Consider the following 21011-nt stretch of genomic DNA (forward strand, 5'->3'; position numbering starts at 1 on the left):
AAAAAAGCGCATTGGGAATGCCTGACTCTTGGGATGGCCAAATTAAAATCCGAGCATGGCTTTGGCGATAACAAAGTAAATTAAAATGCCAAAAACGTCGTTACTTGTGGTTATAAATGGTCCGGTTGCTACGGCTGGATCTATGCCACGTTTATCTAAAATTATAGGTATAAACGTGCCTATAAGTGCTGCCATTACAATTACTGCTATAAGTGCTAAACCTATGGTTATAGATACTTTGTATGGTGTGCCAAAGGCAAAATGTGTCACGCATAAGGCTATAAGAGCAATGGCTAAACCATTTACTAAACCGAGTGTAAATTCTTTAAAAAGTTGACGGAATAGGTTGCTATCCATAGTGTTATTAGCTAAACCTTGTACAACTATGGCAGACGATTGTACACCTACGTTTCCAGCGGTAGCTTGTATAAGTGGTACGAAACTTAGCAGAATAATATAATCGCCCATGGCGCCGCTAAAACTGTTTATAATGCTGGCTGCACCAAGGCCACCAAACATACCAATGAGTAGCCAAGGTAAGCGTGCTATGGTAAGTTTCCAAATGCTATCGTCGGCTTCGACATCTCGGGTAATACCGGCAGCAAGTTGATAATCTTTTTCGGCTTCTTCTCGAATTACATCTACAATATCATCAATGGTAATGCGGCCTAAAAGAATGTGGTTTTTATCGACTACAGGAATGGCTTCCAAGTCGTATTTTTGCATAATATTTGCTACTTCTTCAACATCTTCACTATCGTAAACATAATCTACTTTTGGAATGTAAACTTCTGAAATATGAGCTCTAGGTGATGCTATTAATAAGTCTTTTAATGATAAACGACCAATGAGTTTTTGGTTGTCGTCTACCACATAAATGGAATGTACTCGGGTTACCTCTTCGGCCTGTGCACGCATTTCTTTAACACATCGGGTAACGGTCCAGTTTTCGTTAACTTTTACAAGTTCTTTTGCCATTAGACTCCCCGCAATATTATCGTCGTAACGTAATAAATCTTTAATATGTTGGGCGTGCTCTTGGTCTTCAATATGGTTTATTACGAGAAGTTGACGGTCGTCTGATAATTCAGAAATCATATCTACCGCATCATCGGTATCTAATTCGCCGATTTCTTCTGCAATTTCTTTTGCCGATAGGGTGTCTAGAATTTTTTCACGAGTATCCTCGTCTAATTCCATTAAGACTTCAGAGGTCTTTTCACTATCTAGAAGTTTAATAACATAAGTAGCGTTATTAATGTCTGTTTCTTCTAGAATTTCGGCAATATCAGCGTGGTGGTAATCATTTAATAGGTCTAAGATGTTTGCATCATCTTTAGACTCAATTAATTGTTCCACATTTTCAATAAGCTCGTCACTTATTTTAAACTGAATATTGTCGTCATGTTCTTCCACTATTCTTGCGTATTTAAATCGTCTTCTATGCGTTTAGTTAGCGCTATAAATTGTGCTACCGAAAGTTGTTCCGGACGTTGTCCAAAGATACTATCTTCTCTTAAACTATCAGATAAATTAAATGTTTTTAAACTGTTACGAAGTGTTTTTCTGCGTTGCTGAAATGCAGCTTTTACGACTTTAAAGAGTAGTGCTTCATTACAATCTAAAGTGTAATTTTCTTTACGTGTTAAACGTAATACTCCAGAGTCTACTTTTGGTGGCGGATTAAACACATTTGGAGGTACTGTAAACAAGTACTCTGCATTGTAAAATGCTTGTGTTAATACCGATAAAATACCATATGTTTTACTGCCTTCTTTCTCGCAAATACGCTGTGCCACTTCTTTTTGAAACATTCCTGAAAATTCAGGAATTTGGTCTCGCATTTCTAAGGTTTTAAATACGATTTGTGTAGAGATATTATAAGGATAATTACCAATAATAGCAAACGATTCGCCTTTAAAAACCTCATTAATATCGTATTTCAAGAAATCTTTTTCTATAACGCGATCTGCTAGATTTAAATAATTAGATTTTAAATACGCTACAGATTCAGAATCGATTTCAATTACAAATGTTTTGGTTGGTTTATTAAGCAAATATTTGGTTAACACCCCCATTCCAGGACCAATTTCTAGTACATTTTTATAGCCTTCAAAAGACAGTGTATTTGCAATGTTTTCTGCAATAGATTCGTCGTTAAGGAAATGTTGTCCTAAATGTTTTTTTGCTTTTACCGTCATTTAAATTAATGTTTTGTTACGCTGTAAACATCTATAACTTCTAGTTCTGTTCTGAAAGATAATACGTTTTCTCCAAATTTTTGTACTGTTTCTTGACGAAGTGATTCTGCAAATTGGGTGTAATAAGTTTCTAAATCTTCGCGTGATTTAGCGCGATATTGTACAGAATATGTTTTGCCTCCCATCTCTTCATCTACAAGTACGCGGGTAAGCTTGGCTTCATAAAACATGCCTACCGAAAGTACTTGTGGAATATGTACTTGTTTCATCCAAGCGATCCAGGTATCGTGCACGGCATCACTTACATTAGAAGTTACATTATAGATATACATAGTAATTGAATTTTTTGCAAATAACAGCAACTCATCGCCACGAACAAAATGAATTCTTGTTTTTTGGTAAGTTAGCTTTATTTTTTCAAGTAATTTAACGCAATCACTTTTAGTTACCAAAATAGCATGACCTCAAAATACGTATTACTCGAATGTTCTAGATAGCAATAATAACTCTTTTTCGTCATTAAAAGGTGTTACTTTTTTCTGATAGGTTAGTCCAAGTTTTTCGAGTAATTTAATAGAATTAGGATTGTCTGGAGCAACTATGGCAATTACTTCGTTGAGGTTAAATTTTGTTTCTGCAAGCTTTAAAATTTCTGAAGCCGACTCAAATCCAAAGCCTTTACGCTCGTATTCAGGTAAAAAGGCAAAACCAATATCTACACCATCAAGCTCTGGGCGTTTAATTAAGCCGCAGCATCCAATAGGTTTTAAACCTTCAGACTTTAATAGTACTTTATAAAAACCAAAACCGTTTTCGAGATAGTTTTTTATATGATAATTTGTAATATAATCTTCTGCATCTTCTACGGTCCGTATGTTACGATCGCCAATAAATTTTAACCAATTGGGCGTATTTAGTAGCTCTAAAATAAAAGGGGCATCGCTGGTGTTTAATTCATCTAAATGTAAGCGTGCGGTAGAAGATATGTGCATTTGTTATTGATTTATGGCATCGCCACGTAATGTTCTAAATTGCGATCGTGCTTCTACAAAATAGATGCTGTCTGCAAAATTAAATATAATGTGTTCGTATAGCGGTTTTGCTTTTTCAGGTTCATTGAGTTGCTTGTTATATAATTCGGCTAAATTAAAATAAGCATCGTCTGCTAGTAAGCCATCTGTATAATTATTTATTAATAAGAGGTAGTTTTGTTCAGCCTTAATATAGGCGTGTTGTGTGCTAAATAACTTTGCTTGTTTATATAGTGCTTGTTCTGCAATAGGCTCTGCACCGTGATTTGCTAAGAGCGTGTCTAAGACAGTTATTGCTTCTGTAGGTTTGTTTTGATAGGCTAATAAATCGGCTTTCGCGTATAATTTTAATGCGGTTTGTGTAGAATCTTCATATTTATTATCGGAAATTAAAAGTTTTAATGCTAATGCATCGTTTGCGATAAGTTGTGATGTAGATTGCTTTAAAATGTTTAACTGGGATTCTGCCCATTTAAAATCGCCTTTATAATAACTAGTTCTAGCCACTCTAAATCTAGCTTCTTGAGAAATTGTACTGTTTTTTAAACTACGTTGTATTTGGGTATAATAAATTAAGGCTTCATTAAATTTTTCTTGCAAAACTAAAATGTCGGCTAATTCTAATTTTACTTTGGCTGTTTCAGTCTCTTTTAATTTAAGTTTTAAGGTTTGTTTTAAAAATGCTTCAGCTGTTTTAATATCGTGTAAATTAAATGCTAAAAAATGACCATAGGCAACCTGCAATTCTAATGTTTGTGATAATGTGCCGTAGGTTTCAAAAAGGTTTAGGTAATCAGACTGAATGGTTTTATACTCCTTTTCTGTTGCCAGTTGAGTTTTAAATGTAAGGAGATTATAATGCGCTCTTAGTTTAGTGTCTGTTTCTTGAGTGGTTTCAATAATATAATTATAAATATTTGTAGCAGTCTCAAAATCTTTTTCATTTGTAGCTAGGGCGGCCAAATCTTCCATACGGTTTAAACTTTCTGGAAGTCTATTATAAATAGCCTTTTCTTGAGCAAAAGCTTTATTAAATTCATTTTGTTGGCTAAATAACCAACTTAACAATTCGTTCCAGATAAGATCTGGATTTTGTTGTATTTTTTTTAGTATTGTTTTTCTAAGGATACTATTGTTTTTGTATTCGGGATCTTCACTTAAAAAATCACTAAAAATACGTTTAATATTGTCTTTATATATCGGGTTATGTTCTATAAAATCTATATAACTAGAAAACATCTTTTCAATATTTCCTTGTTCTCCATATATGCGGGATAGTTGCATTGTAAAATCTGCCTCGCTGTTTAATGCCATTGCTTTTTCATAAGCTCTAATTGCAAAATCTAATAAAGAGTGCGATTCAAATTGTTTGGAGACAGTATACACATAACTAATATTTGTATCTATACTAGCGAGTGCGATTTCGTAATTTTCGTTTGCTTTTGTTAGGTTGTCTTGTAACTGATAATTATAACCCAATTCTATAAATAATGATGGGTGTTTAATCCGGTTTAATGTTTGTGTTAAAAATAATTCAGCTTCTTGAAATTGCTCTAGTTGCTGATACGTTTTTACAAGAGCAAGTATGTAATTTGTATTTGTAGGACTTTCTTCGACTAGCTTTTTGTAAGAAATTAATGCTTTCTCAAAATCCCCATTTTTAAAGTAAAGTTGTGCGGTATTAGTATTGTAGTCTTGGTTTTCTTGCGAAAACAAGCAAACACTTAAAAGCATACAACAAACAAATAAAATTTTCATAGTTCTTATGGGTTGTTGTAAAGATAGGGAAGTGCATAAAACAAAAGAAAAATAGGTGCAAAAAAAATGCCTGATAAAATCAGGCATTTATACCAACCAAAATAAGAGTGCTATTAATCTACTGTCAATTTAAGTATGATTCAATTACTTCGTTGGGTGTTTTTATATGTTTTACTGTTGTTTTTTGCTTATTTAAACTCAAAAATTACTCTCAAAATACCTTTTCTAGTGATTTTTAATTAAGAGTAACTTTAACTTCTTATGCGAACTTCTAAAGAATTATCTAAAAATCAAAATTAAACCGCATATTTTCGTTGAACAACGTAATTAATTTGTATTTCATCGAAATTTTTGTGGTTTTTCCGTATTAAACTGTAAGTAAAAACTTGCAAATATGATTTTAGTCAATTATTGAAAATCCAGTATAAGGGACTAAAACGTCCGGAATTTTAATCCCTTGCTCTGTCTGGCAATTTTCTAAAATACCAGCTAAAACTCGAGGCAATGCCAACGAGCTACCATTTAAGGTATGAGCAAGCTCATTTTTACCATCTTTATTTTTAAATCTAAGTTTTAAACGGTTTGCTTGGAAGGTTTCAAAATTAGATACCGATGAAATTTCTAACCAACGATCTTGTGCTGTAGAAAACACTTCGAAGTCGAAAGTTAATGCCGAGGTAAATCCTAAATCGCCACCGCATAATCTTAAAATTCTATACGGTAATTGTAACTCTTCTAAAATTGTTTTTACATGGGCTACCATACCATCTAAAGCTTGGTACGAGTGGTCTGGATGCTCTACACGTAAAATTTCAACTTTATCAAATTGGTGTAATCTATTTAAACCTCTAACATGTGCGCCATAGCTTCCCGCTTCGCGTCTAAAACACGGTGTATAACCCGTAATGCCTATTGGTAAATCACTTTCATTCAATACCACATCTCTAAAAATATTTGTTCCAGGAACTTCTGCTGTAGGAATTAAATACAAGTTATCTGCGGTAACATGATACATTTGTCCTTCTTTATCTGGTAATTGCCCAGTCCCAAATCCTGATGCTTCGTTAACCAAATGTGGTAATTGGTATTCGGTATATCCAGCCGCTGTATTTTTATCTAAAAAGTAAGCTATTAAAGCACGTTGTAAGCGCGCCCCTTTACCTTTATAAACAGGAAATCCTGCTCCAGCAATTTTATTTCCTAACTCAAAATCTATAATGTCGTATTTCTTTGCCAATTCCCAGTGTGGTAAAGCGCCGTCAAATAATTTAGGAATGTCTCCAGCTCTAAATATTTCTTCGTTGTCATCTTCAGAATTTCCAGCAGGCACACTATCATTTGGGACATTAGGAATTTTATAAAGTAATTGGTTTAAAGCCTCAGCCGTTTCATTTAAATTCTCGGTTAATTCTTTAGAAAGCTCCTTTAAAGTTCCGCTCTTTTCTTTTAAAATAGTTGCTTTTTGAGTTTCACCACTTTTAAATAAATTACCAATTTCTTTCGACAAAGAATTCGCTTCAGCTAAAGTATTGTCTAATTGTGTTTGTGTGCTTCTGCGCGTTTCGTCTAGTTTAAGCACTTCAGAAATCATATCTGTAGCATCAATATTTCTCTTGGCTAAATTTGAAATAATACGATCCTTATTGTCTCTTATAAATGGTATTTGTAACATTTTATATTTAATTTGGGCGTTTCTTGTTTTAATACAAGACCAGGCTTTTCGCTATATCTTTTTTACGGGTTTAAGCATGTTTTTACAATCAAACTAACTGTAATTTTAATCTGTAAAATCTAGTCTTAAATTATATAAGTAAAAAAGGATGCCGCTACAATCCTTAACGCAGGTTGAAACTTAATTAAGAGCAAAAGTAATAAGATTTTAGGTTGAAAGGAATAAAATATAAACCTATTTTGATGGTAAAATCCAATCGCTATGTTTCCAAGGCGACCATTTAACATGTGCAAGGTCTACATCCGATTTAATTAATTTTTTTGCAGGTTTACCATTTACGCTTACTCGGGCATTAACGTACACAGAAATAGAGTCGCCTTTAGCTGCATAAACAGATTTTAAATGTTGTGCAAATTGCCAAATTACATCGGGTTTACTCGATGCTAATGCTCTTTGTTTGTACGATAAATAATCTTTTAAACGTACATGTTCTTTTGTGTTTTTTGTATGATTTTTAATGGTGTAAGTGGCATGCCCACTTTTGCTACGCAACATCATACGCCAAGATAAACGATGGCCTTCTTCTGTCCAGAGTACATTATCTGGTATAAAATGGTGTCTTATTGGTAAAATTATTTGTATTAAAAAATATACACTCATAACCCCAAGAGCGAGATTTTTATGTTTTGGGATTATAACTTCACCAGCATCATAAAACGGTTTTTTATGTTTAAAAAAAATGTTATGAATTAGTTTAGGTTCAAAAAAGAATAAGGTAAACGCTAGAGATAAATAAGGGAAAATTCCAACTTGAAAAACCAATGAGTTAAAAAGGTGAAAAAATATAGAAGCAAAGAAAGCTAATTTACGCGTACGTTTAATGAGTAAAAGAGGGATAATTAAACCATCAAATAAAATACCTCCGTAAGTTAAAAAGTAATGTACTGCTTTTTGTTGTAATAAATCACCAATTAATATATAATGCGATTTTACTTCCATTAAGTGAGCCATAACAGTGGTGTTAAGCCAGTCTGGGTATATTTTGTTTATAGCACCATAAGTGTATACAATAAACATTTGTAAAATAAAGAGTAAACTACACCATCGTGGCATAGAATTTTGTTTTAATTCGGGGTTAGCATCAGCATCAAAAGACATGTATTTATGTGCGGGTTGCAAAGCCATTAAGCCACTTAAGAGCATTAATAAATAATAGTGATTATTATAAGACGACTTTTGCATAAAATAACAGCCAGCCCAAAGCACTGTAAATAATATCGTACTCCAGCGGTATTTGTAGCCTACCATAATACACAAGCCAAGTACTGCCATTGCACCGTAATAAAAATACATTCCATTTCCAGGTAGAGGTTGTAGCCATTCTAATCCAATAAACGAAAAGGTGAAATCTGGATCTATAAAAGCTCGTTTAACCCAGCCTGTAAAAATAGCTCCTATAGTTTCTAAGAAACATAAAAACCCAAAAATTATTCTAAAAATAATTAATGGAGAGTTATCGATATGTTTAAAGAGCAGTTTATTAATCATGTTGTTCAGCAATAAAGTGTAACGAATCTTTTTCGTCTTGTTGTAGTTGTAATTTAAGCGCTTCAATAGAGTCGAATTTTTTTTCGTCTCTAAGGCGGTGTAAGATTTTTATTTCTAATGACTGGTTATATAAATTAGCATTGAAATTAAAAAAATGAATTTCTATATGTTGTTTCGTACTGTCTGTAATAGTTGGGTTTGTTCCAATATTCATCATGCCATATACAGTCTGTGTGTTAATTGTAGCTTTTACAACATATACGCCATGTTTTGGAATGAGTTTATAGGCTTCTTCAATCTTTAAATTTGCTGTAGGGTACTCTAATTGTTTGCCTATTTGTTTTCCGCTAATTATTGTGCCGTTAAGACAAAACGGATAACCTAAATACCTGTTTGCCTTTTCTATGTCACCGTCTTTAAGTGCTTTTCTAATTTTTGTAGAGCTTACCGCAACTTCATTAACATCTTCAGCCGAAATTTCTTCAACTTCAAAATCATAAAGTTCACCAAAACGCCGTAAGTCGTCAATATTAGCCGAACGATTTCTACCAAAATGATGATCGTACCCTATAATTACGCGTTTTGCTTGTAACTGTTCTAAAAGGATTTTTTTTACAAAATCTTCTGCAGGTAATCTTGAAAACTCTTTCGTGAATTTCTGTATACACAGGTAATCTAAACCTGTTTTTTCCAAAATATTACTGCGCTCTTCAATAGTATTAATTAGTTTAATATTAGCATCGTTTTGCAATACCATTCTTGGATGAGGAAAAAATGTGAGTACAACCGATTTAAGTTGGGTGTCCTGAGCTGTATTAACCAAACGTTTTAATATTTTTTGATGTCCTAAATGCACACCATCAAAAGTACCAATAGTTACTACTGTTGAAATTTTGGAGTCTAGATTATTAAAGTTTCTGACTTTTTCCATGTAATATAGAGCGTAATCGTTAAATAATTGTTAAAAAAGGTTTAATTTAGCGCATCTTAAAGTGAACGTTTATAAGATCATACGCAATGTAAAGCAAAGCTACGTCATGTTTTTGCAAAGACCATAATTTTGTGAGATTAAAATGCGGTTTTATAAGGGGAACGGAAAAGATTTATATGTATGGGATATCTTAATTCACGAAAGCTACTTATGCTTTTAGTAGTGTGTTTTCACTTCAATTTTATTTTTGCGCAATTGTCACCTCGTTTTTGGAATAAAGTAACACATAATACCTTTTCTAAATCCAAAATATTAAACAGAAAAACACATCCAACATCATATCAAATTTTTAATTTAGATATAGATGCCTTAAAAGCAGCGTTAGACCAAAAAACTTTAAATGTAGATGCTAAAACGGTGTCGGGTATAGTTGTAGATTTTCCAATGTCTGATGGTACATTTCAACAATTTAAAGTATCGGCATCTCCAATTATGCAGCCAGAACTGGCGGCTAAATATCCAATGATTAAAACATTTAAAGCCATTGGAGTAGATGATAAATCTGCAACTATGCGATTTAGTATTACTCAAAACGGATTACATGCTTTTTCGCTTTCAGGTCAAAGAAGTTCTGAGTTTATAGATCCGTACATCGCAGATGGAAAAACATATATGGTGTATAACAGAGCGTCTTTAGGTCTAGAAACGCAAGATTTTGAATGCCTTACACAAGAAGATATTAACTTAGAATCATTAAAAACAGATCAGGGTTCTCAAGCACTAGTAACAGGAGATCGTACCTTAAGAACTTTTAAGTTGGCATTATCTTGTAATGCTAAATATGGGGCTTTGTTTGCTGGCCAAGGTACAACTTTACAGAAAAAGGCAAACATATTAGCACAAATGGTAATTACTATTAATCGTGTTAATGAAATTTATGAAAGAGACTTAGCGATCTCTTTAATGTTAATTAATAGAAATGATGAACTACTCTATTTCGACTTAGCTAACGACCCATGGGGCACCGAATTTAATACAACAACACAACAAGTTATTTCGACTACTTTAGGTGATGAATCTTTATATGATATAGGACATAATTTTAACACAACTAAAGGCGGAAATTCGGGTTGTATAGGTTGTGTATGTGTGGATGCTGCAGCACCTTATACAGGAGAAATCTCAAAAGGGCGTGGTTATACAGGTGCAGAAAATCCGAAAGGAGATGCTTTTGATATTGATTATGTAGCGCATGAAATGGGGCATCAATTTGGAGCTTGGCACACTATGAACACGTGTTCACGTTCTGGTAATGGTAAGTCTGAGGTAGAACCCGCTTCGGGAAGTTCAATTATGGGGTATTCCGGAATTTGTGGAGAGAATAATGTTCAAGAAAATTCTGATGCACATTTTAATTATGTAAATATTAGAGATATTTATGGTGCTATTCAGTATGGTGGCTTAAGTACTTGCGCTACTAATATATCTTTAGAAAATACAGCACCTATAGCTTCTGCAGGAAAAGATTATACCATTCCAGTCTCTACACCTTTTGTATTACGTGGTCAGGCTACAGATGTAGATGGTGCATCAAGTTTAACCTACAATTGGTCGCAAAACGATCCAGAACGTGCTCCCGACGAAGGTGCTCCGCAGTCCACTTGGACAGTTGGTCCTATGTATAGATCGCTTTTGCCAACCGTATCGCCTAACCGTTACATGCCTAGTTTACCAAATGTTATTGCAGGTAATTTAACACCAAAATGGGAGGTTACACCTGCAGTTGCACGAACTTTGAATTTTGCTTTAACCGTAAGAGATAATGGAAGTGGATACCCTATTGGAGTTGGCCAAGTAAATACCGATTTAATGTCTGTAACGGTTGTGGACGGTACGCCATTTAGGGTTGTAAGTCCAAACACTAATTCATCTTGGTATGTAGGTATGACTAGAGAAATTACTTGGACGGAGGGAGAAACCAATGTGTCACCAATAAATAGTAAGTATGTAAATATTAAATTGTCTTTAGATGGAGGTTTAACCTATCCCATCCCTTTGGCTTTAAATGTAGATAATGATGGATCCGAAACGATAATAGTGCCAGATTACGAAAGTGAAACCTGCAGAATTTTGGTTGAAGCTGCCGATAATATTTTTTATGATATTTCTGATTCCGATTTTAGTATTGCAAAGTCCAGTCCGATGTTTGTATTAGAACAGTTAGACGATGATGCATTCTATACAGTTTGCAATAATGATACGCAGTTAGAAATACCCTTTAAGTATACCACGGTTTCTGGCTTTAATGAACTTACAACATTTAGCGTTACTAATTTACCAACAGGTGTTACGGCCTCTTTTAATCCTACATCGGCACAAGAAGATACCAATGTAAAATTAATCTTGAATGCTTTTAGTGAGGATGCTATTGGTGTTTTTGATATTAATATTATTGGAGTTTCTAGTACGCTTACGCATTCTGAAAAAGCCACACTAGATATAAAGAGTACAGCTATTAAAGCTCCGGAATTGATAAGTCCTGAAAATGAAGCTACAGAACTGCCCGAAGATTTTACTTTAAGCTGGAAAGCATCAGAATATGCTTTCATGTATCAAGTAGATTTGTCTACAACAATTAATTTTTCTTCAAATGTAACCACATTTACTACTACAGAAACGAGTTATCAATTAACAAATTTAGAACACTTAACAGATTATTATTGGCGCGTACGTGCAGTAAATACTTGTGCTGTAAGTGGAAATTCAACCGTTTATACTTTTAGTACAAATACATGTATACCTTGTACATCTTATGGTATTAATAACATTGAATCGTTACAGACTTCTATTACAGCGGTTAATTTTAATACCGTAAATAATACATCTGGAAAAACGGGATATAGTGATTTTACAGCTATTGAAACTAATATTGTTAGAGGTCGTACTTACCCTTTAAGTGTGTTTGTAAATACTTCTGGTAATTTTCTAACTAAAACGGTTGTTTGGATAGATTGGAATAATGATTGTGACTTTAACGATGCTCAAGAAACTTACGATTTGGGTGAAGCTTTTAATGTAACTAATGGTATTACAGGGAATTCTCCAATAGATATTACAGTACCTTTAGATGCTGTTTTAAGTGAAAATACAATTATGCGTGTGACTACTAAATATAGAGTAAGTCCGGAGTCTTGCGATACAGAATTTGATGGCGAAGTAGAAGATTATAATTTAATAGTACAACCAACATTAGGTCTAGATACACAAATGCTTACAGGGCTTAATGTTTGGCCAAATCCTAATAAGGGATCATTTATAGTGTCTTTAGGGCAGTCTTCTATACATAAAGTAGAGTTGGTTTTATATGATGTAAGAGGCAGACAAGTATATTTTAAGACATATGAAAATAATAATAATAGTCAATCTGTTAATGTAGGGCAATTGGCATCAGGATTATATGTGTTGGAAGTTAAAAATGGAGCTAAAAAAGCAATTAGAAAAATTGTTGTTGAGTAATCGTGTATTGTAGAATAAGTTTTAAAGGGTATTAGTCTATGAGTGTTTTTTAGTTGATTTACAGCAGAATACTAAAGCGGACTGTAGTAATCAATGCATATATTTTAGCGTAAAAGGAAAGGGGTTTGAATACAATTCAAACCCCTTTTTAACACTTAGTTTTTTAAACTTTTAGTTCTTAATAAAGCGTAAAGATACTGAGTTTGATGAATTGGTAAGTTTTATAAAGTACATACCATTTTGCAATTCTCTTGTGCTAATACTTAAATCCGTAGTAGCATTTATTTGCTTTTGTTTTACAACCTGTCCTAGCATGTTGTAAATTTGATATTGCGAAGGTAATTCGCTTGAATTACTTAATTTAACATTTAAAACATCTTTAGTAGGGTTTGGATATAGTGATATACCTGCAGCATATTCTTTATCACTAACTCCTAATGTTTTTGTAGAAATGTTTATTCTGTCTTCAGAAGAAAATTCTCCTCCGGAATAAATAATAGTTCCATCATCGGTAGATAAAGTATAATAACCTTCACCATTAGAGCAACATATACCATTTCCGCCAGCATCGTAAATTACAAAAGTATAACACTCGTCACTACTTACTTCAAATGATTTAGAGATACTAAGATTTCCAAAATAATTCCCACCACCTTCTTCAATAACTTCATTGTTACTATTTAAAAATTGCCAAGTAGTTTCGCTACCTTCTAAATCTGTTTTAAGGTTAAAATTAATTACAGATGTAGATGCAAATATTGTTGTCATTTGTAAACTTTCAGATATCGTGTTGTTGCAAGTTCTAGCATCTGTTTGTCCATTTGGGGTGCTAATACTTACAGTGTAAGTAAAATCTATACTTGTAACCGTGATGGCTGGTATTGTAACGATTTCAGATTCTCCAGAAGCTAAGTTTCCGGTCCAGTTATAATTAGAAGTTGTGCCATCACTAATTGTTGAAGTTAGAACGAGAGAATTTAATGGCGTTGTACCATAGTTTGTTATTTTCACTGTAGCTAGTACTTCAGATCCGCAAGCAGGAATGTTCATTTCAATAAGTGAAATACTAGGATCATTATCTACAGCTTCTGGCTCATTTGCTTTGTCTGAAGTTACTAAGCCTTTACGTCTAGGCGAGTTTTCTAAAACGGCTAATACTCTGGCTTTTTGTCCTTCAGTAAAAATATTCATACACTCATCATTAGTGTAATCCATATAGTTTTGTACCATATCGTATATTACTTCAGATCCTGTTTCTTCAGGACAAGTATCAATTACAGGGCAACCATTATTAGATTTTCCAGCTAAAGGTGTGTCTTCTACATAATCGTCTACGTCGCAACCACCGTCTCCCCAAATATGTCTTAATCCTAAAAAGTGACCAACTTCGTGAGTCATTGTTCGTCCTTTATTATAGGTTGTTTGTAGTGTAAATGTTCCATCATCATAATCTTCACTACCAAAAGCATCGTAACTACATACAACACCATCAGTATCTGCATCACCTTCATATTCATCTAATCCGTCTAATTGAGAATTTGAAGGGAATTGTGCGTATCCTAACAAATCTGATCTGGTAAAAGTTATAGACCACATATTCATATATTGTGTAGGATCCCAAATTGTTGCAGGTTTTACGATGTCATCAATATCGGCTGTACTCCAGCTTTCTTGTCCCATGTTAACGCGGTTAATACCATTAGTAGGACATCCGTCCGGTGTTTGCTTAGCTAGCACAAACTCTATTTCTAAATCTGCGCCAACTGGATTGTCATTATAACCAGGTGTGCCTGCTAGACGTCTAAAATCTTCGATAAGTACCGTTAATTGAGATTGTATTTGGCTATCTGTAATATTTTCATCTACTCCATAATCGTCTCCGTTATGAATAACGTGAACGACCACAGGGATAGTTATTACGGCTCTTTCTGAAGGATTCGAGCTTCTTTCGTTTTTAATTTGTTCTATTTTAGGTGCAATCCAATTTTCAAATTGTTCGTTGTTTAAGCGATAAGGATTTTTTTCTTGTAATTTATGCTCGGTTTCTACGAATCCACACCTTTCGTTATCGTTTTGTGCTTGTGTGCTAAAAGAAATAATAGCGCAAAGCATAAAGAATTTAAGAGTAAAATTTTTCATAAGTTAGAATATTAGATGGTGAAAGTCGCAAATATATTTGATTTTTATAGTTAAATGAGGGCTTCGTACTTTTTTTTATGTAAACGAAAAGTTAATGGATAATAATTATTTGCCGTTAAAGGTATTCATGGTATTATTAATACCTGCAGTTCCGAAAGATTTTATAAGCGCTATAGATTTGTCTAATCGTTCTGGCAATTTTTCGTTTTCTTCAATGGTCCATTCGCCAAGTACATAATCTATTTGTCTGCCTTTACTAAAAGCATCACTAATGCCAAACCTAAATCTATTGTATTGGGTGGTGTTTAATTTAGCCTGAATATCTTTTAAGCCATTATGGCCACCATCGCTACCTTTTGTTTTTAATCGTATGCTACCAAAATCTAGGTTTAGATCATCTGTAATTATTAAGACGTTTTCTAGCGAAATATTTTCTTTTGTCATCCAATATTGTACAGCTTTTCCACTTAAATTCATAAAGGTGCTTGGTTTTAGAAGAATAAACGTCCTGCCTTTAAATTTATAAGTTGCTAAATCTCCTAATTTCTGTGTTTCGAAAGTAAGGTGTTCTTCTTTTGCTAAATGGTCTAGTATTTTAAAGCCAATGTTGTGGCGGGTATTTTCGTATGTGTCACCAATATTACCAAGGCCAACAATTAAAAATTTTTTCATAGCGTCTCTAGGGTCTATGTTCGACGGTTTAGGATTAAAAAAAGATTTAATAAACGAGAACATATCAAATTTAAATTTGTGCTAAAATAAAAAAAGCATCCTGAATATACAGAATGCTTTTAAATATTTAAAGATTAACTAAAGACTAAGCTTCAGCAGTTGCTTCAGTTTCTTCATCTTCATCATCGTCTTCGATAATTGCAGCTCTAGAACGTCTTACTTGACATACTACAGTGTTATCTGGGTGCATGAATTTGTAAGCTTCATTTTCTAAAGTAGTAATGTATAATTTACCACCAATTTTAAGAGGCGTAATGTCTGCTTCAATAAAATCTGGCAAGTTAGCAGGAAGTGCTTTAACTCTTAAACTACGTTTGTTTTTACGTAATACACCACCATTTTTAACACCACGAGAGTTTCCTATAAAAGATACAGGAATATCCATAGAGATTTCTTTATTATCGAATAATTGATAGAAATCTACGTGTAAAATTTTGTCTGTTACTGGGTGAAACTGAATGTCTTGCATGATTGCATTAAAAGTTTCTCCGCTAGCTAAAGAAATTACAACTGTATGCGCATTTGGTGTGTATACAAGTTTAGAGAATGCCAATTCTTCTGCTGTAAAATGAACTGGTTTATCTCCTCCGTATAATACGCAAGGAACCTGACCAGCATTACGTAAGGCTTTTGTAGCTTTCTTGCCCACGCTTTCTCTTAGAGATCCGTTGATTGTAATTGATTTCATTTTTATTTATATTAAGTATTAAATTGTATTTACATGACAAATTTAGAACTGATAGATTTGTTGTAATGTACATTTTGCATTACAGCAGAAAATAAATCAGCACAAGTAAGTACTCTTACCTTGTCACTTTGTTGTGTTAAAGGAATAGAGTCTGTTACTATTAATTCTTCAAGTTTAGAATTTTTTAATTTTTGGTAAGCGTCGCCAGATAAAATAGGGTGTGTACAAATAGCTCTAACGCTTAAAGCACCACGTTCCATCATTAAATCTGCTGCTTTAGTTAGTGTTCCAGCAGTATCTACCATATCATCAACTAGCACCACATTTTTTCCTGTTACATCTCCAATTAATTCCATGTAAGAAATTACATTGGCTTTTGCACGTTGCTTATAGCAAATTACAACATCACTCTCTAAAGCTTTAGCGTAAGCGTAAGCACGTTTAGACCCTCCCATATCTGGAGAGGCAATAGTTAAATTCTCTAAGTTTAAAGATTTTAAATATGGTAAAAAGATTGTAGAGGCAAAAAGGTGATCGACAGGTTTTTCAAAAAATCCTTGAATTTGGTCGGCATGTAAGTCCATAGTAATAATACGAGTAGCTCCAGCCGTTTCTAGCATTTTAGCAACTAGTTTTGCTGCAATAGGAACTCTAGGTTTATCTTTACGGTCTTGTCTTGCCCAACCAAAATAGGGTAGTACAGCGGTAATGTGTCTTGCAGATGCACGTTTAGCGGCATCAATCATTAACAACATTTCCATTAAATTTTTTGGACCAGGATGTGTTGAGCCAATAATAAATATACGAGTTCCTCTTATAGACTCTTCATAAGATGGCTGAAATTCGCCATCGCTATATGTAGAAGTAATTACATTTCCTAGTTTAGTACCATAGGATGCTGCAATTTTCTCGGCTAATTCTCTGCTTTGTTCACAGGTAAATATTTTAGCTTCAGTTAAAGGCATATGTAACGTGTTGTTTATTAGTGTTAAACACTACTGGTTTTTAAATTCCGTGCAAATTTAGGCTTTTATTTTAACTAGAGAAGAAATATGTGCTCTATTTTTAGGAAGTTTAACTAAAAATGAATTATTTTTGCAGCTTCTTAGACGATAAGCTCTCTATTTAAGCTCAAGTGGCGGAATTGGTAGACGCGCTGGATTCAAAATCCAGTTCTTTCGGGAGTGTGGGTTCGATTCCCACCTTGAGTACTGTAATCCTTGTTAATCTGTTGATTGACAAGGATTTTTTTTGTACTGTTTCTGTTTTTATTAAACATCTAGGCAATAGTTTTTAAAATAACTCTCAAAATGTTATTAACATTTTTAATAAAAATTTGGTGACAAATATTTTTTAGAAACAGTGTTAGCATTACAAATAGTAAATAAATTTACACTCAGTTTAATTGTTTTGTGGTTAGCAAGTTTATGTGCTTGTTATTAAAAGGGAATCCGGTGCAATTCCGGTACTGTCCCGCAGCTGTATGCTCATTATCTGAAACCTACTAAGGTGTCACTTTTCTTATGAATGGGAAGACAAGGTGGATGGAGTAAGTCAGAAGACCTGCCATTACAACATAAATTCAGTAAGCTTTCGGGGATTGGAGCTGGAATTAAAAGTCTGCTTTTACCATGATATAACTCTGGTAGTACATTTTTATTTCTTCCATGTTAGCTTAAAACACCAAATTTCTAAAATAATATAATAGGGAAAACCATGGAAATATTACAAATTGTTAAGCGAAATTTTAAATCTAAACCTTTTAATTTAGACAAAATTACTGGTGCTGTTACTAAAGCAATGTCTGCGGTTAAACATGGAACTAGTGACGATGCTGCTTTAATAGCAAAAGAGGTCTATAATGAATTGCTTATACGTAAAGCGCATGATGATGATTATGTGCCTACAGTAGAAGAAGTGCAGGATATTGTAGAACAAAAATTAATGCATAGCGAATTCCATGATGTTGCTAAAGCTTATATTATTTACAGAAATAACCAAACCTTAAGCAGAAAGAGTAATATTTTTGAAAAACGCATTAATTTAAAACCTTATGAATATCCGCAGTTGTATGAATATGTGCCTGCTATTAGACATTCTTATTGGATTCATACAGAATTTAATTTTACAAGTGATATCCAGGATTTTAAATCGGCGCTAACAGATGTAGAGCAGAGTGCTATTAAAAACACTATGTTGGCTATCTCTCAAATTGAAGTTGCCGTAAAAACATTTTGGGGAGACATCTATCATCGTATGCCTAAACCAGAAATAGGGTCTGTAGGTGCTACTTTTGCGGAAAGCGAAGTTAGGCATCATGATGCATATTCACATTTATTAGAGATCTTAGGTTTAAATAGTGAGTTTGAGGAACTTAAAAAAAAGCCGGCTATAATGAAGCGTGTCCAGTATTTGGAAATTGCTTTAAAAAATGCTAAAAGTGAAAATAATGAAGAATATGCAGAGTCTGTATTGTTGTTCTCTCTGTTTATAGAGCATGTATCTTTGTTTTCCCAGTTTTTAATTATCATGGCATTTAATAAGCATAAAAATATGCTTAAAGGAATCTCTAATGTCGTAGAGGCGACTTCTAAAGAAGAACAAATTCATGGCGATTTTGGTATCGATATTATCAATATTATAAAAGACGAGCATCCTGAATGGTTTGATGAAAATTATGAAATAATGATACAGCAACTTTGTGAAGAAGCATATGCTTCTGAGAGTAGAATTATAGATTGGATTTTTGAAGCAGGTGAATTAGATTTTATTCCTAAAAATGTAATTAATGAATTTATTAAAAACAGATTTAATAACTCTCTTGAAAGTATAGGAATTAAAAAAATATTTGACGTTGACCAAAAACTATTAGCGCAAACCGAATGGTTTGACGATGAAATTATAGGAACAAAACACGGCGATTTTTTCGTAAAAAGATCAATAAATTATAGTAAACGAGTGCAAAGTATAACTAGTGACGACTTATTTTAAAGATGAAAAACAATACTTATAATACAGATACAGTAACACCTTCAGAGACTAATAATACTCAAAATTTGGTAGATGCAAGACATGCAGCCTTAGCCTCTAAAAATGGCGTTAAAGACCATGAAGATTTTGCATGGTTAAATGAAAATAGCCGTAAATTTTTAGAGTCAGGATATCTAACAGAAGGTGTAAAGCCAGAAGAACGTATACGTGAGATAGCAGATCGAGCTCAGGATATTTTAAACATGCCAGGCTTTAGCGATAAATTTTATAAGTATATGGCTCAAGGATTTTACTCGTTAGCTTCTCCTGTATGGTCTAATTTTGGAAAAAAACGCGGATTACCAATTAGTTGTTTTGGTTCGCATGTAGATGATGATATGGGGAACATTTTGTATACCCAATCCGAAATCGGAATGATGTCTAAACTAGGTGGTGGAACTTCTGGTTATTTTGGAAAAATTCGTCACAGAGGTGCTGCTGTAAAAAATAATGGTACAGCTTCAGGTGCGGTGCATATTATGCGTTTGTTTGAATCTATGGTAGATGTAGTAAGTCAGGGATCTGTTCGTCGTGGTCGTTTTTCACCGTATTTACCAATAGATCATAAAGATATTATGGAATTTCTAGAGATAGGTTCCGAAGGTAATGCAATACAAGAGCTTACACATGGAGTTACGGTTACTAATACTTGGATGCAAGAGATGATTGATGGCGATGTAGAGAAACGTACAGTGTGGGCAAAAGTATTACAAAGTCGTGGAGAAATGGGGTATCCATATGTTTTATTTACAGACAATGCAAACCAAGGTACTGTTGATGTTTATAAAGATAAAAATCACCCAATTTATGCGAGTAATTTGTGTACAGAAATTATGCTGCCTTCAAATGAAAACTGGTCGTTTGTTTGCGTGTTGTCTAGTATTAATTTATTGAACTACGATCAATGGAAAGATACAGATGCTGTAGAAACTATGGTATACTTTTTAGATGCCGTAATTACTGAATTTATTGAAAAATTAGAGCTTTATAGAGATTCTGAAGATAGAGCAGATCGACAAACGTTTTTATTTATGGAGCGTGCTTATAATTTTGCTAAAGAAAATAGAGCTTTAGGATTAGGCGTATTAGGGTGGCATTCTTTATTACAGTCTAAGTCGTTAGCTTTCGATAGTCAAGAGGCTTATAATTTAAATAGTGAAATATTCAAGACTATAAAAGAGCGCTCGTATGTAGCTTCAGAAGCTTTGGCAAAGGCATTTGGAGAGCCAAAAATACTTAAAGGTTATGGTAGACGAAATACAACGCTTAATGCTATTGCGCCAACCACATCTTCAGCATTTATTTTAGGTCAAGTTTCTCAGGGTATAGAGCCTATTTGGTCTAATATTTATGTTAAGGATATTGCTAAAATAAAAACCACAATTAAGAATCCGTATTTGGTAAATCTATTGGAGGATAAAGGTATGAATACGCATGAGGTATGGAATGATATCCGAAGCAGAGATGGATCTGTTCAGCATCTAGAGTTTTTGTCTGATCATGAGAAAGCGGTTTTTAAAACCTATTCAGAAATAGATCAAATGGATATTATTTACCAAGCTGCAAATAGACAAAATCATATTGATCAAGGGCAATCTCTAAACATTATTGTGCATCCAGATATGCCTACTAAAGAGATTAATAAAATTCATATAAATGCATGGAAACTTGGTTTAAAGTCATTGTATTATCAGCACAGTATGAATGCTGCTCAGAAATTTAAACAGAAAAAAGATTGTGCAAGCTGTGAAGCTTAAAGCAAATT

Annotated in this window: 15 protein-coding genes, 1 tRNA gene and 1 riboswitch; of the genes, 4 read left to right on the top strand and 12 right to left on the bottom strand. The window is 33.6% G+C overall.

Annotation, left to right across the window (positions count from 1 at the left end; translation table 11 throughout):
- Window positions 1-42: 42 nt before the first annotated feature.
- From mgtE to FNB79_RS04920, 8 genes are all read right to left on the bottom strand, one after another.
- On the bottom strand, window positions 43-1416 hold the full coding sequence (gene mgtE, locus FNB79_RS04885) for a magnesium transporter (RefSeq protein ID WP_143380239.1): 1374 nt from the start codon (window positions 1414-1416) through the stop codon (window positions 43-45).
- Entirely contained in the window at window positions 1416-2201 is a 786-nt protein-coding gene (rsmA, locus tag FNB79_RS04890) for a 16S rRNA (adenine(1518)-N(6)/adenine(1519)-N(6))-dimethyltransferase RsmA (RefSeq protein ID WP_143380240.1), read from the bottom strand. The genes mgtE and rsmA overlap by 1 nt, the downstream gene beginning before the upstream one ends.
- Window positions 2202-2206: 5 nt before the next feature.
- Window positions 2207-2533 (bottom strand): DUF4286 family protein, encoded by a 327-nt coding sequence (locus tag FNB79_RS04895; protein WP_143380241.1) that lies wholly within the window; start codon window positions 2531-2533, stop codon window positions 2207-2209.
- Window positions 2534-2677: 144 nt separating this feature from the next.
- Entirely contained in the window at window positions 2678-3193 is a 516-nt protein-coding gene (locus FNB79_RS04900) for a GNAT family N-acetyltransferase (protein WP_143380242.1), read from the bottom strand.
- Window positions 3194-3196: 3 nt separating this feature from the next.
- Entirely contained in the window at window positions 3197-4990 is a 1794-nt protein-coding gene (locus FNB79_RS04905; protein ID WP_143380243.1) for a tetratricopeptide repeat protein, read from the bottom strand.
- A 400-nt stretch (window positions 4991-5390) separates the two neighbouring features.
- Window positions 5391-6662 carry a serine--tRNA ligase gene (serS, locus tag FNB79_RS04910; protein WP_143380244.1) on the bottom strand — a complete coding sequence of 424 codons (1272 nt, stop codon included), beginning with the start codon at window positions 6660-6662 and terminating at the stop codon, window positions 5391-5393.
- 234 nt (window positions 6663-6896) lie between these two features.
- Entirely contained in the window at window positions 6897-8210 is a 1314-nt protein-coding gene (locus FNB79_RS04915) for an HTTM domain-containing protein (RefSeq protein ID WP_143380245.1), read from the bottom strand.
- Window positions 8203-9141 carry a bifunctional riboflavin kinase/FAD synthetase gene (locus FNB79_RS04920; RefSeq protein ID WP_143380246.1) on the bottom strand — a complete coding sequence of 313 codons (939 nt, stop codon included), beginning with the start codon at window positions 9139-9141 and terminating at the stop codon, window positions 8203-8205. The genes FNB79_RS04915 and FNB79_RS04920 overlap by 8 nt, the downstream gene beginning before the upstream one ends.
- A gap of 180 nt (window positions 9142-9321) precedes the next feature.
- Between FNB79_RS04920 and FNB79_RS04925 the strand changes: the two genes are divergently transcribed.
- Entirely contained in the window at window positions 9322-12657 is a 3336-nt protein-coding gene (locus tag FNB79_RS04925) for a reprolysin-like metallopeptidase (protein ID WP_143380247.1), read from the top strand.
- A gap of 171 nt (window positions 12658-12828) precedes the next feature.
- Here FNB79_RS04925 and FNB79_RS04930 read toward each other — a convergent pair whose 3' ends face one another.
- The 4 genes from FNB79_RS04930 to FNB79_RS04945 all read right to left on the bottom strand — a co-directional run bounded on the left by FNB79_RS04930 (window position 12829) and on the right by FNB79_RS04945 (window position 17181).
- Window positions 12829-14796, bottom strand: coding sequence for a T9SS type A sorting domain-containing protein (locus FNB79_RS04930; protein ID WP_143380248.1), 1968 nt, complete (start codon window positions 14794-14796; stop codon window positions 12829-12831).
- A gap of 105 nt (window positions 14797-14901) precedes the next feature.
- Entirely contained in the window at window positions 14902-15468 is a 567-nt protein-coding gene (gene pth / locus FNB79_RS04935; protein ID WP_246073331.1) for an aminoacyl-tRNA hydrolase, read from the bottom strand.
- A 145-nt stretch (window positions 15469-15613) separates the two neighbouring features.
- Complete coding sequence (locus FNB79_RS04940; RefSeq protein WP_143380250.1) at window positions 15614-16216, bottom strand: 50S ribosomal protein L25/general stress protein Ctc; 603 nt, start codon at window positions 16214-16216, stop codon at window positions 15614-15616.
- 29 nt (window positions 16217-16245) lie between these two features.
- Window positions 16246-17181 (bottom strand): ribose-phosphate pyrophosphokinase, encoded by a 936-nt coding sequence (locus FNB79_RS04945; RefSeq protein ID WP_143380251.1) that lies wholly within the window; start codon window positions 17179-17181, stop codon window positions 16246-16248.
- A 164-nt stretch (window positions 17182-17345) separates the two neighbouring features.
- Here FNB79_RS04945 and FNB79_RS04950 point away from each other — a divergent pair.
- The 3 genes from FNB79_RS04950 (at window position 17346) to FNB79_RS04960 (ending at window position 21003) form a co-directional block, all read left to right on the top strand.
- Window positions 17346-17427 (top strand) — tRNA-Leu (locus tag FNB79_RS04950).
- Window positions 17428-17612: 185 nt separating this feature from the next.
- Window positions 17613-17801, top strand: a riboswitch (cobalamin riboswitch).
- 131 nt (window positions 17802-17932) lie between these two features.
- On the top strand, window positions 17933-19207 hold the full coding sequence (locus FNB79_RS04955) for a ribonucleotide-diphosphate reductase subunit beta (protein ID WP_143380252.1): 1275 nt from the start codon (window positions 17933-17935) through the stop codon (window positions 19205-19207).
- Window positions 19208-19209: 2 nt separating this feature from the next.
- Window positions 19210-21003: a ribonucleoside-diphosphate reductase subunit alpha gene (locus tag FNB79_RS04960; RefSeq protein WP_143380253.1), complete on the top strand. Its 1794-nt coding sequence runs from the start codon at window positions 19210-19212 to the stop codon at window positions 21001-21003.
- The last annotated feature ends 8 nt before the right edge of the window (window positions 21004-21011 follow it).

Origin of the sequence: Formosa sediminum, from assembly GCF_007197735.1 — a bacterium.
In the GTDB taxonomy this organism is placed as follows: Bacteria; Bacteroidota; Bacteroidia; order Flavobacteriales; family Flavobacteriaceae; genus Formosa; species Formosa sediminum.

What these genes read in the sequence shown, in the direction of transcription:
- pth (WP_246073331.1), bottom strand. Translation starts at nt 15,468, where the DNA reads ATGAAAAAATTTTTAATTGTTGGCCTTGGTAATATTGGTGACACATAC.
- FNB79_RS04945 (WP_143380251.1), bottom strand. Translation starts at nt 17,181, where the DNA reads ATGCCTTTAACTGAAGCTAAAATATTTACCTGTGAACAAAGCAGAGAA.
- FNB79_RS04955 (WP_143380252.1), top strand. Translation starts at nt 17,933, where the DNA reads ATGGAAATATTACAAATTGTTAAGCGAAATTTTAAATCTAAACCTTTT.
- FNB79_RS04930 (WP_143380248.1), bottom strand. Translation starts at nt 14,796, where the DNA reads ATGAAAAATTTTACTCTTAAATTCTTTATGCTTTGCGCTATTATTTCT.
- FNB79_RS04925 (WP_143380247.1), top strand. Translation starts at nt 9,322, where the DNA reads ATGGGATATCTTAATTCACGAAAGCTACTTATGCTTTTAGTAGTGTGT.
- FNB79_RS04895 (WP_143380241.1), bottom strand. Translation starts at nt 2,533, where the DNA reads ATGTATATCTATAATGTAACTTCTAATGTAAGTGATGCCGTGCACGAT.
- serS (WP_143380244.1), bottom strand. Translation starts at nt 6,662, where the DNA reads ATGTTACAAATACCATTTATAAGAGACAATAAGGATCGTATTATTTCA.
- FNB79_RS04960 (WP_143380253.1), top strand. Translation starts at nt 19,210, where the DNA reads ATGAAAAACAATACTTATAATACAGATACAGTAACACCTTCAGAGACT.
- FNB79_RS04900 (WP_143380242.1), bottom strand. Translation starts at nt 3,193, where the DNA reads ATGCACATATCTTCTACCGCACGCTTACATTTAGATGAATTAAACACC.
- FNB79_RS04920 (WP_143380246.1), bottom strand. Translation starts at nt 9,141, where the DNA reads ATGGAAAAAGTCAGAAACTTTAATAATCTAGACTCCAAAATTTCAACA.
- FNB79_RS04915 (WP_143380245.1), bottom strand. Translation starts at nt 8,210, where the DNA reads ATGATTAATAAACTGCTCTTTAAACATATCGATAACTCTCCATTAATT.
- rsmA (WP_143380240.1), bottom strand. Translation starts at nt 2,201, where the DNA reads ATGACGGTAAAAGCAAAAAAACATTTAGGACAACATTTCCTTAACGAC.
- FNB79_RS04905 (WP_143380243.1), bottom strand. Translation starts at nt 4,990, where the DNA reads ATGAAAATTTTATTTGTTTGTTGTATGCTTTTAAGTGTTTGCTTGTTT.
- FNB79_RS04940 (WP_143380250.1), bottom strand. Translation starts at nt 16,216, where the DNA reads ATGAAATCAATTACAATCAACGGATCTCTAAGAGAAAGCGTGGGCAAG.